Source organism: Phycicoccus avicenniae, from assembly GCF_050496545.1.
Classification (GTDB): Bacteria; Actinomycetota; Actinomycetes; order Actinomycetales; family Dermatophilaceae; genus Phycicoccus; species Phycicoccus avicenniae_A.
This window is the reverse complement of the sequence record NZ_JBNVZV010000017.1, coordinates 40068-60677: the sequence shown is the minus strand read 5'-3', so window position 1 is coordinate 60677 and position 20610 is coordinate 40068. Positions and strand designations below refer to the sequence as shown.

Annotated in this window: 18 protein-coding genes; 8 read left to right on the top strand and 10 right to left on the bottom strand. The window is 74.3% G+C overall.

Going from position 1 to position 20610, the window contains the following annotated elements; all coding sequences use genetic code 11:
* Positions 1-11: 11 nt before the first annotated feature.
* Positions 12-1433, bottom strand: a complete 1422-nt coding sequence (fumC, locus tag ACQZ2A_RS14475; protein ID WP_430212375.1) for a class II fumarate hydratase — start codon at positions 1431-1433, stop codon at positions 12-14.
* A 186-nt stretch (positions 1434-1619) separates the two neighbouring features.
* On the opposite strand from fumC, the gene ACQZ2A_RS14470 reads away from it, so the two are divergent.
* Positions 1620-2405 carry an esterase/lipase family protein gene (locus ACQZ2A_RS14470; RefSeq protein ID WP_430212373.1) on the top strand — a complete coding sequence of 262 codons (786 nt, stop codon included), beginning with the start codon at positions 1620-1622 and terminating at the stop codon, positions 2403-2405.
* A gap of 4 nt (positions 2406-2409) precedes the next feature.
* Positions 2410-3810, top strand: coding sequence for a WS/DGAT/MGAT family O-acyltransferase (locus ACQZ2A_RS14465; RefSeq protein ID WP_430212370.1), 1401 nt, complete (start codon positions 2410-2412; stop codon positions 3808-3810).
* A 19-nt stretch (positions 3811-3829) separates the two neighbouring features.
* Here the strand turns inward: ACQZ2A_RS14465 and ACQZ2A_RS14460 are convergent, their stop codons facing one another.
* Together ACQZ2A_RS14460 and ACQZ2A_RS14455 are read right to left on the bottom strand one after the other, a co-directional pair.
* Complete coding sequence (locus ACQZ2A_RS14460) at positions 3830-4252, bottom strand: VOC family protein (protein WP_430212367.1); 423 nt, start codon at positions 4250-4252, stop codon at positions 3830-3832.
* 97 nt (positions 4253-4349) lie between these two features.
* Positions 4350-4979 carry a hemerythrin domain-containing protein gene (locus ACQZ2A_RS14455; protein ID WP_430212365.1) on the bottom strand — a complete coding sequence of 210 codons (630 nt, stop codon included), beginning with the start codon at positions 4977-4979 and terminating at the stop codon, positions 4350-4352.
* 118 nt (positions 4980-5097) lie between these two features.
* Between ACQZ2A_RS14455 and ACQZ2A_RS14450 the strand changes: the two genes are divergently transcribed.
* The gene (locus ACQZ2A_RS14450) at positions 5098-5988 is read left to right on the top strand and encodes a LysR family transcriptional regulator (protein WP_430212362.1); all 891 of its coding nucleotides are present in this window, start codon (positions 5098-5100) and stop codon (positions 5986-5988) included.
* Positions 5989-6043: 55 nt separating this feature from the next.
* On the opposite strand, the gene ACQZ2A_RS14445 is transcribed toward ACQZ2A_RS14450, so the two are convergent.
* From ACQZ2A_RS14445 to ACQZ2A_RS14430, 4 genes are all read right to left on the bottom strand, one after another.
* Positions 6044-6529, bottom strand: coding sequence for a pyridoxamine 5'-phosphate oxidase family protein (locus ACQZ2A_RS14445; protein WP_430212359.1), 486 nt, complete (start codon positions 6527-6529; stop codon positions 6044-6046).
* A gap of 85 nt (positions 6530-6614) precedes the next feature.
* Entirely contained in the window at positions 6615-8069 is a 1455-nt protein-coding gene (gene gndA / locus ACQZ2A_RS14440; protein ID WP_430212358.1) for an NADP-dependent phosphogluconate dehydrogenase, read from the bottom strand.
* A gap of 53 nt (positions 8070-8122) precedes the next feature.
* Complete coding sequence (locus tag ACQZ2A_RS14435) at positions 8123-9610, bottom strand: cryptochrome/photolyase family protein (RefSeq protein WP_430212356.1); 1488 nt, start codon at positions 9608-9610, stop codon at positions 8123-8125.
* A complete protein-coding gene (locus tag ACQZ2A_RS14430) occupies positions 9607-10860 on the bottom strand; it encodes an FAD-dependent oxidoreductase (RefSeq protein ID WP_430212353.1) in 1254 nt (417 codons plus the stop codon). The genes ACQZ2A_RS14435 and ACQZ2A_RS14430 overlap by 4 nt, the downstream gene beginning before the upstream one ends.
* Positions 10861-10891: 31 nt before the next feature.
* Here ACQZ2A_RS14430 and ACQZ2A_RS14425 point away from each other — a divergent pair, with 31 nt between their 5' ends.
* Together ACQZ2A_RS14425 and ACQZ2A_RS14420 are read left to right on the top strand one after the other, a co-directional pair.
* Complete coding sequence (locus tag ACQZ2A_RS14425) at positions 10892-11290, top strand: SRPBCC family protein (RefSeq protein WP_430212350.1); 399 nt, start codon at positions 10892-10894, stop codon at positions 11288-11290.
* Between the two features lie 190 nt (positions 11291-11480).
* The gene (locus ACQZ2A_RS14420) at positions 11481-11687 is read left to right on the top strand and encodes a cold-shock protein (protein ID WP_166123762.1); all 207 of its coding nucleotides are present in this window, start codon (positions 11481-11483) and stop codon (positions 11685-11687) included.
* 75 nt (positions 11688-11762) lie between these two features.
* On the opposite strand, the gene ACQZ2A_RS14415 is transcribed toward ACQZ2A_RS14420, so the two are convergent.
* The gene (locus tag ACQZ2A_RS14415; protein ID WP_430212348.1) at positions 11763-12185 is read right to left on the bottom strand and encodes a PPOX class F420-dependent oxidoreductase; all 423 of its coding nucleotides are present in this window, start codon (positions 12183-12185) and stop codon (positions 11763-11765) included.
* 72 nt (positions 12186-12257) lie between these two features.
* Entirely contained in the window at positions 12258-17576 is a 5319-nt protein-coding gene (locus tag ACQZ2A_RS14410; protein ID WP_430212346.1) for a peroxidase family protein, read from the bottom strand.
* Positions 17577-17699: 123 nt separating this feature from the next.
* Here ACQZ2A_RS14410 and ACQZ2A_RS14405 point away from each other — a divergent pair, with 123 nt between their 5' ends.
* Genes ACQZ2A_RS14405 through ACQZ2A_RS14395 form a run of 3 tightly spaced genes read left to right on the top strand, consistent with a single transcriptional unit; the run spans position 17700 to position 20016 of the window.
* Positions 17700-18467, top strand: a complete 768-nt coding sequence (locus ACQZ2A_RS14405) for a LamB/YcsF family protein (RefSeq protein WP_430212343.1) — start codon at positions 17700-17702, stop codon at positions 18465-18467.
* A 23-nt stretch (positions 18468-18490) separates the two neighbouring features.
* On the top strand, positions 18491-19138 hold the full coding sequence (locus ACQZ2A_RS14400; RefSeq protein ID WP_430212340.1) for a 5-oxoprolinase subunit B family protein: 648 nt from the start codon (positions 18491-18493) through the stop codon (positions 19136-19138).
* Entirely contained in the window at positions 19135-20016 is an 882-nt protein-coding gene (locus ACQZ2A_RS14395; RefSeq protein ID WP_430212339.1) for a biotin-dependent carboxyltransferase family protein, read from the top strand. The genes ACQZ2A_RS14400 and ACQZ2A_RS14395 overlap by 4 nt, the downstream gene beginning before the upstream one ends.
* 10 nt (positions 20017-20026) lie before the next feature.
* Here ACQZ2A_RS14395 and ACQZ2A_RS14390 read toward each other — a convergent pair whose 3' ends face one another.
* Positions 20027-20608, bottom strand: a complete 582-nt coding sequence (locus ACQZ2A_RS14390) for a maleylpyruvate isomerase family mycothiol-dependent enzyme (protein WP_430212336.1) — start codon at positions 20606-20608, stop codon at positions 20027-20029.
* Between the last annotated feature and the right edge of the window lie 2 nt (positions 20609-20610).

The following is a 20610-nucleotide window of genomic DNA, read 5'->3' as shown; positions in this document are numbered from 1 at the left end:
CCGGGCGGCGGTCAGTCGGGGCGGGTCATCGCGGCGGGGTCGACCCATCGGTCGTAGTCCTCGTCCGTGACCTGGCCCGACGCCAGCGCCGCCTCGCGCAGCGTCGAGCCGTCGCGGTGCGCCTGCTTGGCGATGGCCGCCGCCGCGTCGTACCCGATGTGCGGCGCGAGCGCGGTGACGAGCATCAGGTCGGCGTCGAGGTGCTCGGCGATGCGCTCGCGGTCGGCCTCCAGCCCGAGGACGCAGTGCTCGGTGAACGAGCGGCAGGCATCGGCGAGCAGCCGCACCGACTCGAGCACCGCGTGCGCCATGACGGGCGTGAAGACGTTGAGCTGGAAGTTGCCCTGCGTCCCGGCGAACCCGACGGTGGCGTCGTTGCCGAAGACGCGCGTGACGACCATCGTCGTCGCCTCGGACTGCGTGGGGTTGACCTTGCCCGGCATGATCGAGGATCCCGGCTCGTTCTCGGGGATGCGCAGCTCGCCGATGCCGGTGCGCGGCCCCGACGCCAGCCAGCGCACGTCGTTCGCGAGCTTCATCAACCCCCCGGCGAGGGTCCGCAGCGCCGACGACACCGCGACGAGGCCGTCGTGCGCGGCGAGCTGGACGAAGAGGTTGTCGGCCTGGTGGAAGGCCAGCCCGGTCTCGGCCGATAGGTGCCGCGCCACGGCCGGGCCGAACTCCGCGGGCGCGTTCAGCCCGGTCCCCACCGCCGTCCCGCCGATGGCCAGCGCCAGCACCCGCTCCCCGGCGTGCCGGACGTCGGCCTGCGCCTCGCGCAGCTGCCCGGCCCAGGCCCCGACCTCCTGGCCGAGGGTCACCGGCGTCGCGTCCTGGAGGTGGGTGCGCCCGACCTTGACGACGTCCGCGTACTCGGCGGCCTTGGCGTCCAGCGCCTCGCAGAGCGCGTCGACGGCCGGGTGCAGCCGCTCGGCGAGCTCCAGCGCCACCGCGACGTGCACGGCCGTCGGGAAGGTGTCGTTGCTGGACTGGCTGCGGTTGACGTGGTCGTTCGGGTGCACCGGGTCCTTGGACCCCAGCACCCCACCGAGGACCTCGACGGCCCGGTTGGCCACGACCTCGTTGGCGTTCATGTTCGACTGCGTCCCCGAGCCGGTCTGGAACACGACGAGCGGGAAGTGCTCGTCCAGGTCGCCGCGGGCCACCTCGTCGGCGGCCTGCACCACCGCCCGCGCCACGTCGTCCGGCAGCAGCCCGAGCTCGGCGTTTGCAAGCGCCGCCGCCTTCTTGAGCAGCCCGAGCCCCCGCACGACCGGCCGGCCCCAGACGAAGGTGTCGCGGCCGATGTCGAAGTGCTCGAGGCTGCGCTGGGTCTGGGCGCCCCAGTAGCGGTCGGCCGCCACCTCGACGGGGCCCATCGTGTCGCGCTCGGTGCGGGTCGCCCCGCCGTCCGGGACCTGCTGCGTCGTCATCCCTCCACGGTAGGCCGCGCCGACCCGGGTGGTGGCCGGCGGGAGCGGCCCGACGAGACGTCCGACACGAACCGGTCGTCCGGCGCCCGTGACGAGGCCGGTTCTGGGACACTGGCCTCTGCCCAACCGCAGCGCCGCGACCCGGGTGACCGGTCGCGTCCTGCCGTCCCGACGGAAGGAGCGGCCGTGCCCCGCCTCGACCCGACCCCCGTGGGACCCAGCGCGCCCACGCTGTGGATGGCCCGGCGCGAGTGGCGGGCCGCCCTCGAGCTCGCGACCTCGGCCGTGCGCACGCGTGACGTCGCGGACTGGCCGGTCGGCGACGGGCATCCCGTCATCGTCCTGCCGGGCTTCCTCGCCGGCCCCGAGTCCACCGTCTTCCTGCGCCAGCACCTGCGCCGGCTCGGCTACCGCGTCCACGACTGGCGCCAGGGGCGCAACCTCGGCGCCAGCCCGGAGCTCGCCGAGCGGCTCGAGGACCTCCTCCTCGAGGTCTACGACCGCTACGGCCGCCGGGTCAGCCTCGTCGGGTGGAGCGCCGGCGGCATCTACGCCCGCGAGATGGCCCGCGCCCTGCCCGACTACACCCGCTCGGTCATCACCCTCGGCAGCCCGTTCCGCCACCACCCGGCCGCCACCCGCGCCTGGGCGATGTACCGGATGATGAACCGGCACAACCTCGACCTGATGTTCACCGAGGAGGCCCTCGCCCTGCGCGCCGGCCCGCTCCAGGTGCCGACGACGAGCATCTGGTCGCGCACCGACGGCATCGTCGCGTGGGAGTGCTGCGTCCTCGACGAGGGCCCCACCGCCGAGAACGTCGAGGTCTCGGCCACGCACCTCGGGTACGGGCACCAGCTCGAGACCCTCCACGTCGTCGCCGACCGGCTCGCCCAGCCGGAGGGCGCCTGGCAGCCGTGGCACGGCGCGGGCGCGCACCCGGCGACGACGCCGCACGACAGAGCGGTCTGAGCGGGTGGCGCGGTCACGCTGGGCCAGCCCGCTCGACGCCATCTTCCTCATCGGGGAGACCCCCGAGACCCTGATGCACGTCGGGTCCCTGTTGCACTTCTCCTACCCCGAGGGCGAGGACGACGGCTTCCTGCGCGACCTCGTCGCCGACGTCCGCTCCTCCGCCGTGCTGCCGCCGTGGACGCTGCGGCTGCAGACCCGCCGGGTGATGCGCCAGCCGGTGCACCGCTGGGTCGAGGACGAGGGCTTCGACATCGACTACCACGTGCGGCACTCCGCCCTGCCCGCGCCGGGCGGCGAGCGCGAGCTCGGCATCCTCGTCTCCCGCCTGCACTCCAACCAGATCGACTTCCGCCGCCCGCCGTGGGAGATGACCTTCATCGAGGGCGTCGGCCCGGGACGCTTCGCGGTCTACACGAAGATCCACCACAGCCTCGTCGACGGCTACACGGGCTCGCGGATCCTGCAGCGCGGGCTCTCCGAGAACCCCGACGACCGCACCCACCCCCACTTCTTCGGCCTCACGAAGCCGCCTCGCGCAGAGGGGTCCTCGCGTGAGCCGGTCGGCGACGTCGCATCGATCCTGCGCAGCGTGTCGGCGTCGCTCACCGCGATGCCGGCCGTGGCGCGCAGCATCGTCGGCACCCAGCTGCGCCGCGGCGGCACCTCGACCCGCGCCGTGACGTCGTACCAGGCGCCCGCGTCGGTGCTCAACGGCCGGACCGGTCGCTCCCGGCGGTTCGCGACCCAGCAGTACCCGCTGGAGCGGCTGCGCGCGGTCGCGCGGGCCAAGAACGTCACCCTCAACGACGTGCTCATGGCCGTTTGCGCCGGTGGCCTGCGGCGCTTCCTCGGCGACCTCGCCGAGCTGCCCGACCGCCCGCTCGTGGCCTTCGTCCCGGTCAACGTGCGAGCCGCCGAGAGCGAGGGCGGGGGCAACTACGTGGGCGCCACCCTCGTCTCGCTCGCCACCGACGTCGAGGACCCGCTCGCGCGGATGGCCGCCATCGCCTCCTCCTCGCGCGCCGCGAAGGCACGGATGCGCGGGATGTCGGGCGACGCCGTCATCGCCTACAGCGCGATGCTCCTCGCGCCGGCCGGCCTCCAGGTGGCCCGGGCGATGAGCGGCCTGCCGATCCCCGGCCCGCTGACCCTCAACGTCTGCATCTCGAACGTCCCCGGTCCGACGAAGCCGCTGTACTGGCGCGGCGCCCGGCTGGACGCGACCTACCCCGTGTCGATCCCCGGGCACTCGATGGCGCTGAACATCACGGCGCAATCGTACGCGGGCACGCTGGACGTCGGGTTCATCGGCGACCGGGAGGCCCTGCCGCACCTGCAACGCCTCGCCGTGCACACCGGTGAGGCGCTCGAGGAGCTCGAGACGGCGCTCGGCCTGACCTGAGCGGGAGGCCCCGTGGACCTCAGCCCTGCGGGGCCTCGCCGGTGCCGATGTTGACCATCCAGGAGATGCCGTAGCGGTCGGTGAGCGCGCCGAACTCGTCGCCCCACATCTGCTTCTCGAGCGGCATCGTCACGGTGGCGCCCTCGGACAGCCCGTCCCAGTAGCCGCGCAGCTTCTCGTCGTCGCCGCTCAGCGAGACGTGGACGTTGGACGCCGCGGTGCCGCCGCCGTCCTGGCCGGGCGGCATGTCCGAGGCCATGAGGACGAAGCCGTCGTCGGTGGCGAGGTAGGCGTGCATGACGCCGTCGGCGCCCTCGCCCTCCATGCCGTACTGGCCGAAGGTCATGACGTCGAGGGAACCGCCGAGGATCCCCTGGTAGAAGGTCATCGCCTCGCGCGCGGTGCCGTCGAAGTTGAGGTACGGGTTGAGCTGGCTGGGCATCGGAGGGCTCCCTGCGTCGGTCGTCGTTGACGGTCCCCGACGCTACGCCCGAGCACCGACAGGGGCCAGACCTCCGTGGGGCCGGCCCCCGCGGGCCTCAGCCGACGAGCTCCCGGTGCCGGCCCGCCCAGCGCGGCTCCCAGCGGACCCGGTAGGCCCACCGCAGCGGCGCCGGCAGCACCCCGAGCACCCGCTCGGTGCGGACGTCGTCCTGACCCTGGAGCAGCCACGGGAAGAACTCGGCGGCGCCCTTGAGGCCGAGGCTGCGCGCCTGGCGTGCGTTGAAGGCCCCCCAGTCGCGCGGGGAGACGCACGCGGTGATGAGTGGCATGGCCTCGGCCTCCTCGTGGGCGAGGTGCTCGCGGACGACGGCGTGCAGCCGGTCGAGCGGACCGGCGGCGTCGCCGTACGCATCGGCCAGGGCGTCGGAGACGGCCGCGAGCGCGGGGTCGACGACCGCGTGCTCCTCCTCCATCGCGTCGAGCACGTCGAGGGCGTCCGGAGAGCGCCCCCAGCTCGCCCGCACGAGCGGCCACAGCTGGTCGTCCTCGACCTCGTGGTGGTGGTGCAGCTGGTCGGCGAGCACGGACCAGCCGATGCGCAGGCGCTCGGCGGCGTCGGGGTCCCCCTCCCGCGCGCGGGCCGCGGCGCGGGTCAGGACCTCGAGGTCGCGGCGGAAGGCGTCGTGCAGCGTGTGCATGACGGTCAGGTCGACGGTCGTCCCCATCAGGGTCCTCCTCGGTCGTGGGGCGGGCCGGATGCCCGCCGGTCCCCACCGTGGGGGCGGGACCGGGCGACGGAGAAACACCGGTGACGGAGGGGACCTACAATCCGTCGTTGTGGATGTGGAGCTGCACCACCTGCGGGCGTTCGAGGTCCTGGCCCAGGAGCTGAACTTCACGCGCGCCGCCGCCCGCCTGCACCTCAGCCAGCAGGCGCTGAGCGCCCAGGTCCGCGAGCTCGAGCGGCGCACCGGCACACCGCTCTTCGAGCGGACCACCCGGTCGGTCACGCTCACCGAGGCCGGGCGGACCCTGCTGCAACACGTGCCCGGCATCCTGCTGTCCGTGGGCCAGGCGCTCGCCGAGACCCGGCGCGCGGCGACGGCGGCCTCGGGGCCCCGGCTCGTCGTCGGGCTCGCCGGAGTCTCCGGGCTCGACCTGGCCGCCGGCGTGGTCCGGGCCTTTCGCGAGGCCCACCCCGACGTCGACCTCTCGCTGCGCAACGTCGGGTTCGGCGACGCGAGCGCCGGCCTGGCCTCGGGTGACACCGACGTCGCGCTCGTCTGGCTCCCGGTCCCGGAGGGCATCACCGCGGTCGCCCTGACCGAGGACCCGCGGTTGGCCGTGCTCCCCGTCGACCATCCGCTCGCTCGCCACGACGAGGTCGCGGCGTCCGACCTGGCCGACGAGCCGTTCGTGTGGATCGACGAGATGGACGCCCGGGTGCGCGACTACTGGACCCTCGCCGACTACCGCGTCGGGCGTCCGGTGCGGGTCGGCGCTCGGATCAGCGGGTTCGAGGACTCGTGGGCGGCGGTCCGGGCCGGGCTGGCCGTCGCGGCGTCACCGGCGTCGACGCTGGCCACGCTGCCCGGCGCCGACCTCGTGACCCGCCCGGTGCGGGGGCTGACCCCGGCCGTCCTCGGCGTGTGCCGGCGCACGGCCGACGACCGCGCGCTGGTCCACACGTTCGTCGACGCGGCCCGCGAGGCGGCGGGACGTGCGGGCGGATGACCCGCGCCGACTGAGCCGCCCCGGCTGACGCGCGAGGCGGCCCGGCCGGGTCGGCTCACAGGTCGACGGTGCGGCTCTCCCCCGGGTCGGGGCGGTCGCCGGTGAGCCGTGCCTTGACCATCTCGACCACGGTCGCCGCGCGGCCGGGGCTGTCCCAGTACTGCGCGGTGTCGCCGTCGACGCGGATGACCGCGACGGCCGGGTCCTCGGGCTCCTTCTGGAACCAGGTCTTGGCGAACTCGTTCCACAGCTCCTTCGCCTTCGCGGGGTCCCGGCGCACCTCGGCCTTGCCGGCGACCGAGACCCACGCGCCCTCCTTGGTGAAGGCGACGTTGACGTCGGCGTGGGCCTGGATCTCGTGCGCGGTCGCGCTGTCGGCCAGGGCGAGGAACCAGAAGGTGCCGTCCTCGTCGACCTCCTGCAGCGTCATCGGGCGCGAGGTCAGGGCCCCGGTCTCCGCGTGCACCGTCGTCAGCATCGCCGTGCGCTGGTCCTCGACGAGCTCCTTGACGTGGGCGGCGCCGTTCTCGTGGTGGGTCATCCGTGCTCCTTCGTCTGCGTGGTGCTGGTGGTGTGGGGAGTACCCGCCGCACGCTCGCGCCACACGGCGTGCGCCCGTCGAGCGCTCAGCCGGCGTCGACCTCCACCCGGTCGCCGGCCCAGGGGGTGTGGAACGTGCCGTCCCGGTCGACCCGCTCGTAGGTGTGCGCACCGAAGTAGTCGCGCAGCCCCTGCACCAGTGCCGCCGGCAGCCGTTCGGCACGCAGCGCGTCGACGTAGGCGAGCACCGAGGAGAACACCGGCGCCGGGACGCCCTGCGCGACGGCGGCGGTGACGACCCGCCGCAGGGCGGGCAGCCGCTCGGCGACGGCCGCCGCGAACGTGGGCGTGGCGAGCAGGCTCGCGGCGTCCGGGTGCGCCTCGACCTCGTCGGCGAGGTCGCCGAGGAGCCGGGCCCGGATGATGCAGCCGTCGCGCCAGATGCGGGCGACGTCGGCCCGGTCGACGTCCCACCCGTGCTCCTCCGAGCCGGCGGCGACCATGTCGAAGCCCTGCGCGTAGGCGACGACCTTGGCCGCGTAGAGCGCGTCCCGAAGGTCGTCGACGGTGAGCGAGGAGGGCAGGTCGGCGTCCGCGGCCCCGGCCAGCGCCTCGCGCACCGCCTCCCGCCGCGCGGTCCCGCCCGAGAGGGCGCGGGCGGTGGTGGCCTCCGCGATGGCCGTGACGGGCACGCCGAGGTCCAGCGCGGTCTGGACCGTCCAGCGCCCGGTGCCCTTCTGCTCGGCGGCGTCACGCACGACGTCGACGAAGGGCCGACCCGTCCCGGCGTCGGTGTGCGAGAGGACCTCTGCCGCGATCTCGACCAGGTAGGACTCGAGCTCGGTGTCGTTCCAGCCGCGGAACACCCCACCGATGTCCGCCGGGTCGAGGCCGAGGACGCGGCGCATCAGGTCGTAGGACTCCGCGACGAGCTGCATGTCCGCGTACTCGATGCCGTTGTGCACCATCTTGACGAAGTGGCCGGCGCCGTCCGGGCCGACGAGCGTGCAGCACGGCTCGTCGTCGACGTGGGCCGAGATGATCTCGAGGAACGGGCCGATCTCGGCGTAGGTGTCGCCGTCGCAGCCCGGCATGATCGACGGGCCCTCGAGCGCCCCGACCTCACCGCCGGAGACCCCGACCCCGGCGAACCGGATCCCCTTCTGCGCCAGCGCCTCGTGACGCCTGATGGTGTCGGCGAAGTGCGCGTTGCCCGCGTCGGCCACGATGTCACCCTCGTCGAGCAGCGGGACCAGCTCGTCGATGACGGCGTCCGTACCCTCCCCGGCCTTGACCATCACGATGATGCGGCGCGGCCGCTCGAGCGCGGCTACGAAGTCCTCCAGAGAGCGGGCCAGGGTGAGGTCGCCCTCGTCCCCGAACTCCTCGACCAGCGCCTCGGCCTTGGCGGTGGTGCGGTTGTGCACCGCCACCCGGATGCCGTTGCGTGCGAGGTTGCGGGCCAGGTTGCGGCCCATCACGGCGAGGCCGGTGACCCCGACCTGGGCACGCCCCTCGGTGCGCGATGCGTTCTCCTGCACGGTGCTTCTCCTGTCGTCGGCGATGGGTGCGAGGCGTGCCTCGGGTGAGGTGGTCAGAGGCGGCGGATGACACGGCGGCTGCGGGCCAGCAGCTCCTCGCGCCGGGCGTCGTCGAAGCCGTCCCAGGTGCGCACGACCATCCCGGCGCGCGCGTTGCCCTCGAAGACCTCGCGGTGGTGGTCGACGAAGCCCCAGTAGAGGGCATCCCAGTCCTCCCGCCAGTCACCGGGCCCGAAGTCCGTCATCTTCCGCAGGTAGTTGCTGCCGGAGACGTACGGCTTGGTGGTGATGCCCGTCCCTGCGGCGAACTGCGACATCGCGTAGACGTTCGGCACCATGACCCAGTCGTAGGCGTCGACGAAGAAGGCCATGAACCACTCGTAGACCTCCTCGGGGTCGGTGCGCAGCAGGCACATCGCGTTGCCGAGGACCATGAGCCGCTCGATGTGGTGGGCGTACCCGCGCTCGAGCACCCCCTCGACGACGTGGTCGACCGGGTCGAGGCCGGTCGTGGCGTCCCACCACCCCGGGGCGAGGGACCGGGTGTGCCGCAGGTGGTTCGAGCTGCGCATCCGCCGGCCGTAGAGGTGGTAGGTGGCCCGCATGTACTCGCGCCACCCGATGAGCTGGCGGACGAACCCCTCGAGCGAGGGCAGGTCGACGTCCTGCTCGTCGGCGGCCTCGAGCACGGCGTCGAGAACCTCCCGCGGCGAGAGCAGACCGCAGTTGAGCGCCGGCGTGATGGCCGCGTGGAAGACGAACGGGTGCTCCGTGGAGACGGCGTCCTCGTACGGGCCGAACTGTGAGAGCCGCTCGGACACGAACTCGCGCAGGGCGGCCCGCGCCTGCTCGTGGGTCACCGGCCAGTCGAAAGTCTCCGCCCGGCCCGGCGCGTCGGGGAAGGCCTCACCGACCCAGGCGATCGCCTCCTCGACCTCGGGTAGCCGCTCGACCGCCGCCCGGGGCGGGACGTGGTGGCCCTTCGGCAGCTTCTTGCGGTTCTCGGTGTCGAAGGACCAGCGCCCACCCACAGGACGATCGTGCCCGCGGCCCTCCACGAGCACGTCGAGCCGCTGCCGCTGCCACTCGTAGAACGACGCCATCCGGGCACGGTGCCCCCCGAACCACTCGACCAGCTGGGGTCGGGTGGTGAGGAAGTTCGGCGTCTCCTCGACGTCCTCGGGCGCGAGGTCGACCTTCGCGTCGTGGCAGGCCTTCCGGACGTCGCGGAGCAGCCAGTCGTCGACGACGTCGTGCAGGCGCACCTCGTCCGGCGCGAGGTCGCGCAGGTGCTCGGTGAGCCGGGTGCGGGTCTTGCGCCGGGAGTCGGTCTCGATGACGTCGACGTCGAAACCCTTCTCGCGCAGCCGCTCCGCGAAGAGTCGCATCGACGCCCGGTGCAGCACGAGCTTCTGGGCGTGGACCGGCTGGTGGCGGAAGAGCAGGTCGTCCTCGACGAGCACGAAGCGCGTCCCCGCCGGCTCGTCGAGGAGGGACTCGAAGAGCTGGTGCGGGAAGACCAGCCGCAGCCGCGTGCTCACGCGGCGCCGAACGCATCGAGGACGGCGCCGGCCACCCGGTGCCCGGACACGAGCGCCCCCTGGATGGAGGCGGTGTCCCGGTGGTCCCCCGCGACGAAGACGCCGTCGTCGACGCGGGCCGGCGACGTCACCCGCAGGGGGGCCGGCTGGGCGGGCAGGGCATCGTGGACGTCGTCACGCCGGATCGTGCGCCACCGGGTGGTCGGGACCCCGAAGACCTCGGCCGCCTGGCGCCGGACCTCCTCCTCGGACGGGTCGCGCCCGTCGCCGAGCAGGGTGGTCACCTCGACGAGGTGCGACCCCGGTGGGGCGTAGGAGGGCACGGCGTTGCTGACGACGGCGGCGTTGACCATCGGGCCGCGCCGGCGACCGTCGACCACGACCTTGTCGGAGGTGGTCGGTGCCTCGTCGGCGGCGAACCACCACGTCCGCAGACCCCGGGTGCGGGGGGCCGGCAGGTCGACGAGGCCCGCGACCGCCTCGGGGCCGACGGCGACCACGACGGCCCGCGCCGTGACGCGCGACCCGTCGAGGCACTCGACGGACGGCTCGGCACCGGCCCGCACCCCGACCACGCCGGTGGCGAGCCGCAGGTCGACACCGGCCGGGCGGCGACGCGCCCGGTCCGCCAGCCACTCCGGAAGCGCCCTGATGCCCCGCGCCGGCAGCCCCGGCACCCCGAGGGCGAACATCCGCACGAGCAGCCGGACGAAGGCCTCGGACGTCTCGCCGGCGTCCTCGGCGACGACCCCGGCGAGGAACGGCTCGAGCACCTCGTCGCGCAGCGGGCCGCGCACGCCGGCGGCGTCCAGCCCGGCGGCGAGGGGACGGTCCGGCCCGGTGACGACCCGCCGCGGAGCCGCGAGCCCCGGTGCGGCCCACCGGGCGACGCCGGCGAGTGACCCGGGCCCGAGCAGCCCGCTGCGCAGTGTCGCGGCCAGCCGGAGCGGCTCTCGCACGGGGTGGGCGAGCTCGACCAGGCCGCGCTCGCGGCGCACCAGGAGGCCCGCCCCGAACGGTCGCAGAGCGAGGTCGTCGACATCGACCCACCGGCGCACGGCCGGGTAGGCGGGGTTGAGCACCTGGAAGCCGCGATCGAGGAGGAAGCCGTCGACCTCGTCGGTGCGCTGGCGGCCACCGACCACGGGCTCACGCTCGAGGACGACGACGTGGCGCCCCGCCTCGGCCAGCCGGTCCGCGCAGCGCAGCCCCGCCAGCCCGGCCCCGATGACGATGACGTCCGCGTCCACCTCTCGACCCTAGTGCGCGACACTGGGTCTCGTGCCAACCTTCGACGGCGCCCTGCGCCTCTCGGCCGACGGCCCGCTGCCGCCCGACGAGGCCTGGGCCCGGTTCACCGAACCGCGTCACTGGCCCGGGTGGTCCCCGCAGATCCGCGACGTCGACTACCCTCACGACGTCGTGCGGCCGGGCACCTCGGGGCGCGTCACCGGCGTCGGCGGCCTCGTCGTCCTCTTCCGCGTCGACGCCGTCGACCACGACACGCGCACCTGGTCCTGGAGCGTGCGGTCCGGGCCCGTGCGCCTCGCCCTCGACCACGGCGTCGACGCGGTCGCCGGCGGCAGCCGCGCCTGGGTCGTCGTCCGCGCGCTGTGGCCGGTGGCGCTCGGCTACGCCCCGCTCGCCCGGCTGGCCCTCGGCCGGCTCGTCCGCGCCTGAGGGCTCGATGCGCGCACCGGGCCCTCCACCCGCTAGGCTCGGACCTGTTGTTGAGCTTTCCGTTGTGAAGTAGTTGCACCACGGGCCCACCGGGTCCCAGCACTTTCTGAGCAGAGGTACGCACCAGGCATCACCAACGCCGGGCCCCACGGCAGTCGTGGGGTCCTCGCTCAGAGAGAAAGGCCATCCCATGGCTACTGGCACCGTGAAGTGGTTCAACGCCGAGAAGGGCTTCGGCTTCATCGCCCCCGACGACGGCTCCGCCGACGTCTTCGCCCACTACTCGGCGATCAACTCCAGCGGCTACCGCTCGCTCGACGAGAACGCCAAGGTCGAGTACGAGACCACGCAGGGCCAGAAGGGCCCGCAGGCGGCGAACATCACCGTCATCGGCTGACCAGCCGTACCCCGCGCCGCGAGGCGCACCACGAACGCCGTCCGGCAGCGCCGGGCGGCGTTCGTGCGTCCGGCCTCAGGCCACCGGCTCGGGCTCGACCGTGAGGACGATTCCGGCGCGGGCGTTGCGCCGGATGCCGACCCGCGACGTCACGGCGTCGACGAGGTCGGAGAAGCGCGCCGGCAGGCCGTACTTCGCGACGACCGCGGCCCGGACCGCCGCCACCTCCTCCGGGGCCCGGACGACGACGCCCTCCCCCCGGTAGGTGGGTGCGTCGTCGGCCACCCGGCCGCGCATGTCGCACGGCCGCAGCTCGACCCGGCGGGTGTGGCCGAGGCGCTTGGTCTTGCCGGTCTCATCGACGGTGATGACGACGAGGTGGTCCGAACCGTCGACCGCCGCCGCCACCCACACGGGGGTGGCGACGGCGGTGCCGTTGCGACGGAAGGTCGTCAGCGAGGCGTACTTCGCGGTGGCCAGGGGATGGGCGGTGCTCATCCCCTCAGCGTAGGTCCGCCGACGCCCCGGGCGGGATGACCCCTCGGGGTCCCGGGGCGCCGGCGGGTGGCCTCACCGCGGCGACACCAGTGCCGAGCGGTCCGAGGCCGGTCCGTCGCCGACCGAGTTGAACGCGACCACCTCGAACCGGTAGTTCCCCGCGGGGAGGGTGAACGACCGGGTCCGGGCCGCGGCCCCGACGACGGCGGTGGTGGGCGCACCGACCGGGGTGACACCGTCGGTGTCCATCCGCAGGGCGGTCACGCGGTAACCCGTGATGGCCGACCCTCCGGTGGTGGCGGGGGCATCCCAGTTGGCGACCGCGGTGAGGCCACCGCCGGCCGGTCCCTGGGCCGGGGCGAGGATGCCCGCCTTCCCCGGCACCCCGGCGGGGGTGACGGTGTTGGAGGCCGTGGACAGGGCGCTCGTGCCCCCTGCGTTGACCGCCTGGAGACGGAAGTTGTACGCGGTGCCGTTGGTCAGGCCGGTGACCGTGGTGCTGGACACCGCGCCCGTGATCGGCCGCGTCTCTACCACCGTGGCGCCGGTGCGGATCTGCAGCTGGTAGCCGGTGATCGGCTGGCCGCCGGTGTCACTCGGCGGGGTCCAGCTGAGCAGTGCCGACGCGTTGGCCCGGGCCGCCACGAGGGCGGTGGGCGGCAGCGGCGGCCCGACGGCCGTCACCGCGTTCGACTCCGTCGCCGCACCGGCGCCGAAGAGGTTCACGGCGTTGACGACGAAGGTGTACGACTGGCCCGCGGTGAGGCCGGTGACGGTCCGCGCCCGGATGCCCGTGCCGAGACCGGTGGTCCGGCTGACCTCGACGCCACCGGACTTCACGACGAACGTGTAGCTGGTGATCGCCGGGGAGCCGTTGGCCGGCGGGGCCGACCAGGTGACGGTCGCGTTGCGGTTGGTCCCCGCCGTGGCGGTGACGGTGGCCGGCGCGGCCGGCGTGCGGACGACGACCCGCTGGTCGCTGAACTGCAGCGCCTCGATGTTCCGCAGCCGGTCGGTGCCGTCACCACGGGTCGCGCCACCCACGGCGGGGGGCGTGCTCGTCGTGTCGCTCACGCTCAGCGTGCCGTCCGCGTTCGAGGTGATGACGTACGTGCCCCGGGTGCCGAGGAACGTCGCGACGTCGCAGTTGACCGGTGCGGCGGTGCCGCAGTCGGCGGCCGGCGTCGTCGGGGTCGTGATCCGGCGGACCGCGACCACGTTGCCGGGGTCGACCAGACCCTTGAAGATCGCGGTCTGGAGCGTCATCCCCGCGGTGCCGGGCCCGAAGGTGCCGGTGCGCGCGGTGTTCTCGATGAGGTCGGTCGAGCCGAGCTCGGTGGCCGGGTCGGCCGGGTTGGTGCGGACGCTCAGCGCGACCCGCAGCTCCTTGTCGCCGTCGATGACGTCGTCGCCGGCGCGGCCGGTGAACGTGTCGCTGCCACCGCCGCCGAGGAGGATGTCACCCTCGCCCCAGACCGGGCCGGTCAGGGGGCAGGTGCCGCTCGCCGAGAGCGAGGCGGTCTCGGCCGCCGTCCCCGGCCAGGTGGCCACCGGCGGGAGGACCCCGGCGAGGCCGTCGATGCGGGCCAGGCCGTCCTGGTCGATGGCGTTGCAGCCGATGAAGCCGCCACCGCCGACGAGGCGGGGGAAGGCCACGGCGTTCGTCGTGCCCTTGATGCGGTCGTTGAGCGGGCCGCCGGAGACGGCCTCGGTCTCGGCCCACCGGTCGCGGTTGACGATCACCTGGATGGGCAGCCCACCGAGGTTGTTGTTGATCATCAGGTCGTCGTCGGCGGCGACGGTGTCGTACTGGTGGATGGCCCAGTCGAAGCCGCCCGAGCCGGCATTGCGGTCGACCGCCGCGTTCTGCGCCATGATGTCGTCGCCGCCCTCGGCGTCGTAGTCGTTCTCACCGACCTGGCCGACGAAGACGTCGTTGCCGGGGGCCGTCTCGGCCGGGTCGTCGAAGAACGGTGCGCCGTGGTCGCCCTGGAGCAGGTCCTGGCCGGTGCCGCCCTGGATCCAGTCGTCGCCGCCACCGCCGAAGACGGCGTCGGCACCCTGGCCCGCGATCACAAGGTCGTTGCCGGGACCGGCGAACTCCTCGTTGTCGTTGGCGCCACCGTTGAGCAGGTCGTTGCCGTCGTTGCCGTGGACGATGTCGTCACCGGGACCGGCGTCGATGGCGTCGTTGCCCGGACCGCCCTTGGGCACGTCCGCACCGTCGGTGTCGGTGATGATGTCGTTGCCGTCACCGCCGAGGGCGATGTCGTCACCGCCGGCGCCCTCGATCACGTCGGCGCCGTCGCCACCCCAGAAGGTGTCGTTGTCCACGCCACCGGCGATCCGGTCCACACCGTCCGTGCCGTCGTACACGGCCTGGCCGTTGATGCCGGGCGGGTCGACGGTGTTCACCGAGCGGTACTGGATGGTGCCGTCGGGGCGACGCAGGAGCAGCTTGTTCTCGTTGCACTCGGACGCCGGGTCGTCGGCCACCGTGGACCCGTTGGCCGCGTAGCCGGCGGGAGTGCCCGCGAGGTTGGCGAGCTCGAACTTGCAGTCGGCGCGGGCGAAGGCGTCGGCCTTGAGCGTCCGGGTGCCGGTGGTGTTGCGCATGATGATCTCGGAGAACGAGTTCCCCTCGAGCTGCGTGCGCAGGTTCATGCCCGGGGTGCGGAGCAGGTAGTAGAGCCGGTCGTGGTCCTGCAGGTCCTCCATCTGGTTCTGGAAGACGTAGTTGAACGTGCTCCCGAGCATGCCGCCGTTGAGGTTGGTCAGCTCGGCGAGGCCACCGATCCACAGGTCGACGTCGTCGAGGCCGGTGGTCGTGACACCCGCGGCCGTGTTGGCCCAGTCACCGGTGCCGAACATGAAGTCCGCGGCGTCCGCCGGGGCCACGTCGGTCGGCGTCGGGTCGACGATCGCGCGGGCGGCGTCACGCCGGGCGGCGGCCGTCGTCGCGGAGGTGATGCTCGGGTGCCGCCCGTACGCCGCCACGAAGTTGACCAGCGACTCGGGGTGCTTGAGGTGCTGGCCGAAGTCGCTCCAGCTCTCGTAGGGCGTCAGCGCGGCGTCGTGCGTCCGGTTGAAGATCTGCCGCCGCACGTCGTTGAGCGGGGGCACACCGGCCTCCCGCGCCCGGGTGAGGTTGAGCGTCGCGAGGTCGAGCGGGAGGCCGAGCAGGTTGTTGCGCAGCGTCTCGGTGACGAACTCGTCGATCTCGTTGCCGGTCTGGTCCGAGGAGCCCATGAAGATGGCCCCGGCGCCCGCCTTGGCGCTCATCGTCCCGACCGGGCCGCCGTCGTAGAGCGAGGGCGGGGAGAGGAAGGCGTCGAGCAGCGGCAGCGAGGTGTCGGTCGTGGAGCCGTCGGTGGCCACGACGTGGCGGGAGACGGTCTCGTCGAGCATCGAGTGGCCGAAGCGGTACACGGCGTGGGCGAACTCGGCGCTGATGGCCGGGTTCACGTCCGGCGAGTACACACGGAACGGCCGGATGGCCGGCTGCACCTTGCGGCCGAACTCCTCGAAGACGAGGTGCTGGTACTCCATCTCGGTGACGAACCGGGCGGCCTGGAAGAGCCGCTGGCCGTAGCTCCACGAGCCGGTGCCGCCGGCGCCGGCGACGCCGGTGGCCTGCCACTGCGCGAGGGCCGCGCGGCCGGTGGTGCTGGTGTCGGCCTCGAGGGTGGCGCGGATGGAGTCGGCGAGCCGGTTGTGCTCGGAGTGGAAGACCTGGTGCACGGCGGTGAGAGCGATGTTCTCGTTGCACCGGCCGTCACCGCACGCGGCGTGCGAGGCGAGCAGCTCGTCGTCGTAGGTGCCCGCGGCCTTGGGGCCGGGGGTCACGATGTTGTCCGCGTCGGGCGTCGGCCAGGTGTCGGGGGAGCCGTTGTGGTCGGTGTCGATCTGGGAGGGGTCGGCGTTGTGCGCGATGTCCGTGAGGAACGGGGTGTCGAAGTGCGCGGCGTCCGCGGGGACCGGCACCGGGTTCGCGGTGTCGCCCTCGACGAGGCCGCTCGCCGTCACGTACTGCGGCAGGCCGCGGGCCGGGCCCGGGAGGAAGTTGCCGTAGGGGTCGGTGGCGAGCATCGGGATGTCGAGCGCGTCGCGGTCGGCCAGCTCGAGGCCGAGCAGGTCGTGGGCCTGGCGCTTGACCGCGGCCCAGGTCGACTCGCCGCCGGTCATGTCCGGGGAGCCGTCGTAGGTCAGGCCGGCGGTGAGGCCGTCGAGGAGCCTGCCGGTGGCGACGGCGGCGGGGCTGGTGGAACCGACCGCGCCGGTGGCCGCGCGGTACTCGCGCAGGAAGACCTGGTGCGAGGCGTGCGAGGTGTAGGTCTGGCTCTGGTCGATCCACGGGGTGTCGGTGTTCGCGGCCTCCTGGACGTCGTCGGAGGTGCCGAGCACCCCGTCGTCGCCCGCCTGGTTGCGCGCGCGGGTCAGCACCATGAAGCGCTGCGAGGCGGGGACCTCGTCACCGGTGCCGGCACGGCCGTCCGGGCCGAGGGTCACGAGCGGGTCGTCGGCCTTGAGGGGGACGAACACGCTCGCGCCGCCCTTGACGGTCTGGTCGATGCCGTGGTCGAAGAACTGCCCGAAGAAGGTGAAGAGGCTGTTGTACGGCGGCGAGAGGCCGACGTCGGTGGTGATGTTGGGGATGAAGAGCGTCTGGTGGCTCGGCGTGCAGCCGGGCGGGTCCGCGACGATCGGCGGGTCCGTCGAGGGGTCGGGGTCGGTGGTGCAGGGGACGGCCGTCGCGGACGAGCTCTGCGAGCGCACCGGGTGGCCGGCGGCGGCGACCGCGGCGGGGTTGGTGAAGGTCTGGTCGGCGATGAGGTTGCTGATGACGCGCGGCTGGGCGTCGACGACGTTGCCGGTCTTCTGCGTGTAGCTCGTCGGGCCGGGGGCGCCGACGGGCAGGCTCGGGGTGATCGGGTCGGCGTCACGGAACACGGGGGTCGTGAGGCGCGGGAAGAGCTGGTCGGCCGCGGCGACGCGGAAGGTCCCCGGGCTCTTGAGGTTGTTGCACGAGCCGTCGACGGTCCGCAGGCCGTACGCGGTGAGGATGTCGGGCACCTGCTCGGCGTCGGGGATGCCGTCCCCGGCCTTGTTGACGAGCGTGCCGCACGGGTCGGCGGCGGTGAAGGTCGTGCTGTGCCGTTCGGCGATCTTGATCTGCTTGAGGATGTAGGCCAGGTCACCGGTGGTCACGGTGAACCCTGCGCCCACGGTCGCGGCGGCGGCGGGGGTCACGAGCGCCGGGACGGCACCGCCTGCCACCGTGGCCGTGACCACGGCCACCACCAGCCCCCGCAGCCGGCGTCGCGCACGACCCCGCCCGTTCGTCAGACCTGCTGTCGTCCTCGGCGCCTGCACGCCAAACCGTCCGCTCATCGTGTCCACCTGCCAATAGACATCCGAAACCGCTGATCCGGGCAGGCTCCCGTCCCGTCCTTGGGGTTCCCTTGGGGTCGCGGCGGGGGCCCCCGGGTCCGGTCCGCCGGTAGCGTCGTCCGGGTGAGCGCGACCGTCGACCTCAACGCCGACCTCGGCGAGTCCTTCGGTGCCTGGGTGCTCGGGGACGACGACGCGATGCTCGGGGTCGTCACGAGCGCCAACGTCGCGTGCGGCTTCCACGCCGGTGACCCCACGACCCTGCGGCGCACGGTGGCGCGCGCGTCGGCATCCGGGGTCGCGGTCGGGGCCCAGGTCGGCTACCGCGACCTCGCCGGGTTCGGGCGGCGCCGGATGGACGTCGCCCCCGACGACCTCGCCGCCGACGTCCTCTACCAGCTCGGCGCCCTCGAGGCGATGTGCCGCGCGGCCGGCACCCGGGTGCGCTACCTCAAGCCGCACGGGGCCCTCTACACCGCCGTCGTGGACGACGAGCGGCAGGCGCGGGCCGTCGTCGGGGCCGTCCTCGCGTACGACGCCTCGATGACGGTCCTCGGCCTCCCCGGGTCGGCGCTGCTGCGGATCGCAGCCGCGGAGGGGCTGCCGACCGTGGCCGAGGCCTTCGCCGACCGTGGCTACGACGCGGCCGGGCACCTCGTGCCCCGGACCGAGCCCGGCGCGCTGCTCGTCGAGGCCGACGAGGTGGCCGCCCGCGTCGTCCGGATGGTGCGCGACGGCGTCCTCACGGCGGTCGACGGCACCGAGGTCGCCGTGCACCCCGGGTCGGTGTGCGTGCACGGCGACACCCCGGGGGCCGTCGCGCTCGCCACGGCGGTCCGGGCAGCCCTGGCCTCCGCCGGCGTGACCGTGCGCGCGTTCACCGACCCGTGAGCGGCGGCGGACCCCCGGTACGGGTGCTCCCCGCGGGGGAGCACGCGGTGCTCGTCGAGCTCGCCGACCTCGACGCCGTCCTCGCGCTCGACGCGGCGGTCCGGCCGCTCGTCGGGTCCGGTGCGGATGTGTGGGGCCGGGTGCTCGACGTCGTCCCCGCGGCGCGCACCCTCCTGCTGACGCTCGACGGCGGCCGCGCGGGCGACACAGACACCCTCGGGCGCGCGGTCCGCGAGCTCGCGGGCGGCCTGCATCCCGGCGGTGGACCCACGCCGGCCTCCGAGGAGGTCGTCGTGCCGGTCCGCTACGACGGTCCCGACCTGGACGACGTGGCCAGGCTCACCGGCCTGTCCCCCTCCGAGGTGGTCGCCGCGCACACCGGCACCCCGTGGCGCGTGGCGTTCGGCGGCTTCGCCCCCGGGTTCGCCTACCTCGTCGGCGGCGATCCGCGGCTGGCCGTCCCGCGCCGCGCCGCCCCACGCCCCTCGGTGCCGACCGGGTCGGTGGGGCTGGCCGGCGAGTTCTCGGGCGTCTACCCGCGGTCCTCCCCCGGTGGGTGGCGGCTCGTCGGGAGCACGGACCTCGTGCTGTGGGACTCCCGGCGCGACCCACCCGCCCTGCTGCGCCCCGGGGTCGTGGTCCGTTTCGTGGTCGACGGGGGCCCACGATGACGCCCGCGCTCGAGGTCGTGCGGACCGGACCCCTGGCGCTGGTCGAGGACCTCGGCCGGCCGGGGTTCGCCGCCGTCGGGGTCGGCCGCTCCGGGGCCGCGGACCGTGGCGCGTACGGTCTGGCCTGCCGGCTGGTCGGGCACGACGACCACCCGGCCGCGCTGGAGGTGCTGCTCGGCGGGCTGGTCGTGCGGGCGCGCGGAGCCCTGACCGTCGCGCTCACCGGCGCACCCGCCCCCGCCCGGCTCGACGGCCGCCCGGTCGCCGACCACGCCGTCCTCCACCTCTTCGACGGCGCCGAGCTCGCCCTCGGCACGCCGCCGTCCGGGCTGCGGACCTACCTCGCCGTGCGCGGCGGCCTCGAGGTCGAGCCGGTGCTCGGGTCGCGCTCCACCGACACCCTGTCGGGCCTGGGGCCGGCGCCGGTCGCGGCGGGTGACGTCCTGCCGGTCGGTCCGGCACCCCGCAGGCACCCGGTGGTCGACTCCGTCCCGCCGGCCGCGCCGGGCCCGGCCGTCCTCGACCTCCTGCCCGGGCCGCGCGCCGACTGGGCGCAGGACGGGGTACGCGCCCTGACAACGCGGTCCTGGGTCGTCGGCCCGGACAGCGACCGCATCGGGGTCCGCCTCGCGCCGGTCGACGCCGCACCGCCCCGGTGGGCCGACGCCGTCAGCGACGGCGAGCTGCCCAGCGAGGGGATGGTCCGGGGCGCCGTGCAGCTGCCGCCCGGCGGCGAGCCGGTGCTGTTCCTCGCCGACCACCCGGTGACCGGCGGCTACCCCGTCGTCGCGGTGCTCACCGAGGCCTCGTCCGACCGGGCCGCCCAGCTGCGCCCCGGGGACCCGGTGCGCCTGCGCGCGGCCCCCACCCGCTGCTGACGCCGACGCCTCAGGGCCCGGAGGCCCGGCCGAGGTGGGCGAGGAGCATCGCGGCCGGGCCCGTGCCGGCGGGTCGCAGCGGCGGAGCGAAGCGCGGATGGCGCCCCACGGCGGGGACCCGGCGCACCGCCACCGGGAGGAGGGCGGCGGCGAGCAGCGGCGGGAAGGGCGTCGCCAGACCCCGCGCCCGGGCGACGTCCCAGCCGTGCACGGCGATCTCCAGCGCCCCGACCTCGACGGCGACGTCGGCATCGAGGAGCGCGCCCCCGACATCCGCAGCGCTCGGCCGGTCGGCGCGCAGCCACCCCTCGAGCAGGGCGCACCCGAGGAGGCGCAGGTGCTCGGCGAGGACCTCGGGTCGCCGCGAGGCCGGCGGCGGGCCGGCGAGCGCCAGCCGCCCGAGGGAGAGCTCGGTGACGACCTCGAGGGAGTCGACCATGTGCACGAGGAGGTCGGCGAGCGTCCACGCGGCGCAGGGCGTGCGCGCCCCGGCCTCGTCGTCGCCGATGCCCGCGAGCGCGCCGCGCGTCCACGCGAGCGAGCGCTCCAGCAGCTCGAGGTCGACCCCGGGACGGACGTCCGCGGGACCCACGG

Coding starts and splice junctions, on each gene's coding strand:
- fumC (WP_430212375.1), bottom strand. CDS start 1,433: ATGACGACGCAGCAGGTCCCGGACGGCGGGGCGACCCGCACCGAGCGC.
- ACQZ2A_RS14460 (WP_430212367.1), bottom strand. CDS start 4,252: ATGCCCAGCCAGCTCAACCCGTACCTCAACTTCGACGGCACCGCGCGC.
- ACQZ2A_RS14455 (WP_430212365.1), bottom strand. CDS start 4,979: ATGGGGACGACCGTCGACCTGACCGTCATGCACACGCTGCACGACGCC.
- ACQZ2A_RS14445 (WP_430212359.1), bottom strand. CDS start 6,529: ATGACCCACCACGAGAACGGCGCCGCCCACGTCAAGGAGCTCGTCGAG.
- ACQZ2A_RS14420 (WP_166123762.1), top strand. CDS start 11,481: ATGGCTACTGGCACCGTGAAGTGGTTCAACGCCGAGAAGGGCTTCGGC.
- ACQZ2A_RS14415 (WP_430212348.1), bottom strand. CDS start 12,185: ATGAGCACCGCCCATCCCCTGGCCACCGCGAAGTACGCCTCGCTGACG.
- ACQZ2A_RS14410 (WP_430212346.1), bottom strand. CDS start 17,576: ATGAGCGGACGGTTTGGCGTGCAGGCGCCGAGGACGACAGCAGGTCTG.
- ACQZ2A_RS14395 (WP_430212339.1), top strand. CDS start 19,135: ATGACGCCCGCGCTCGAGGTCGTGCGGACCGGACCCCTGGCGCTGGTC.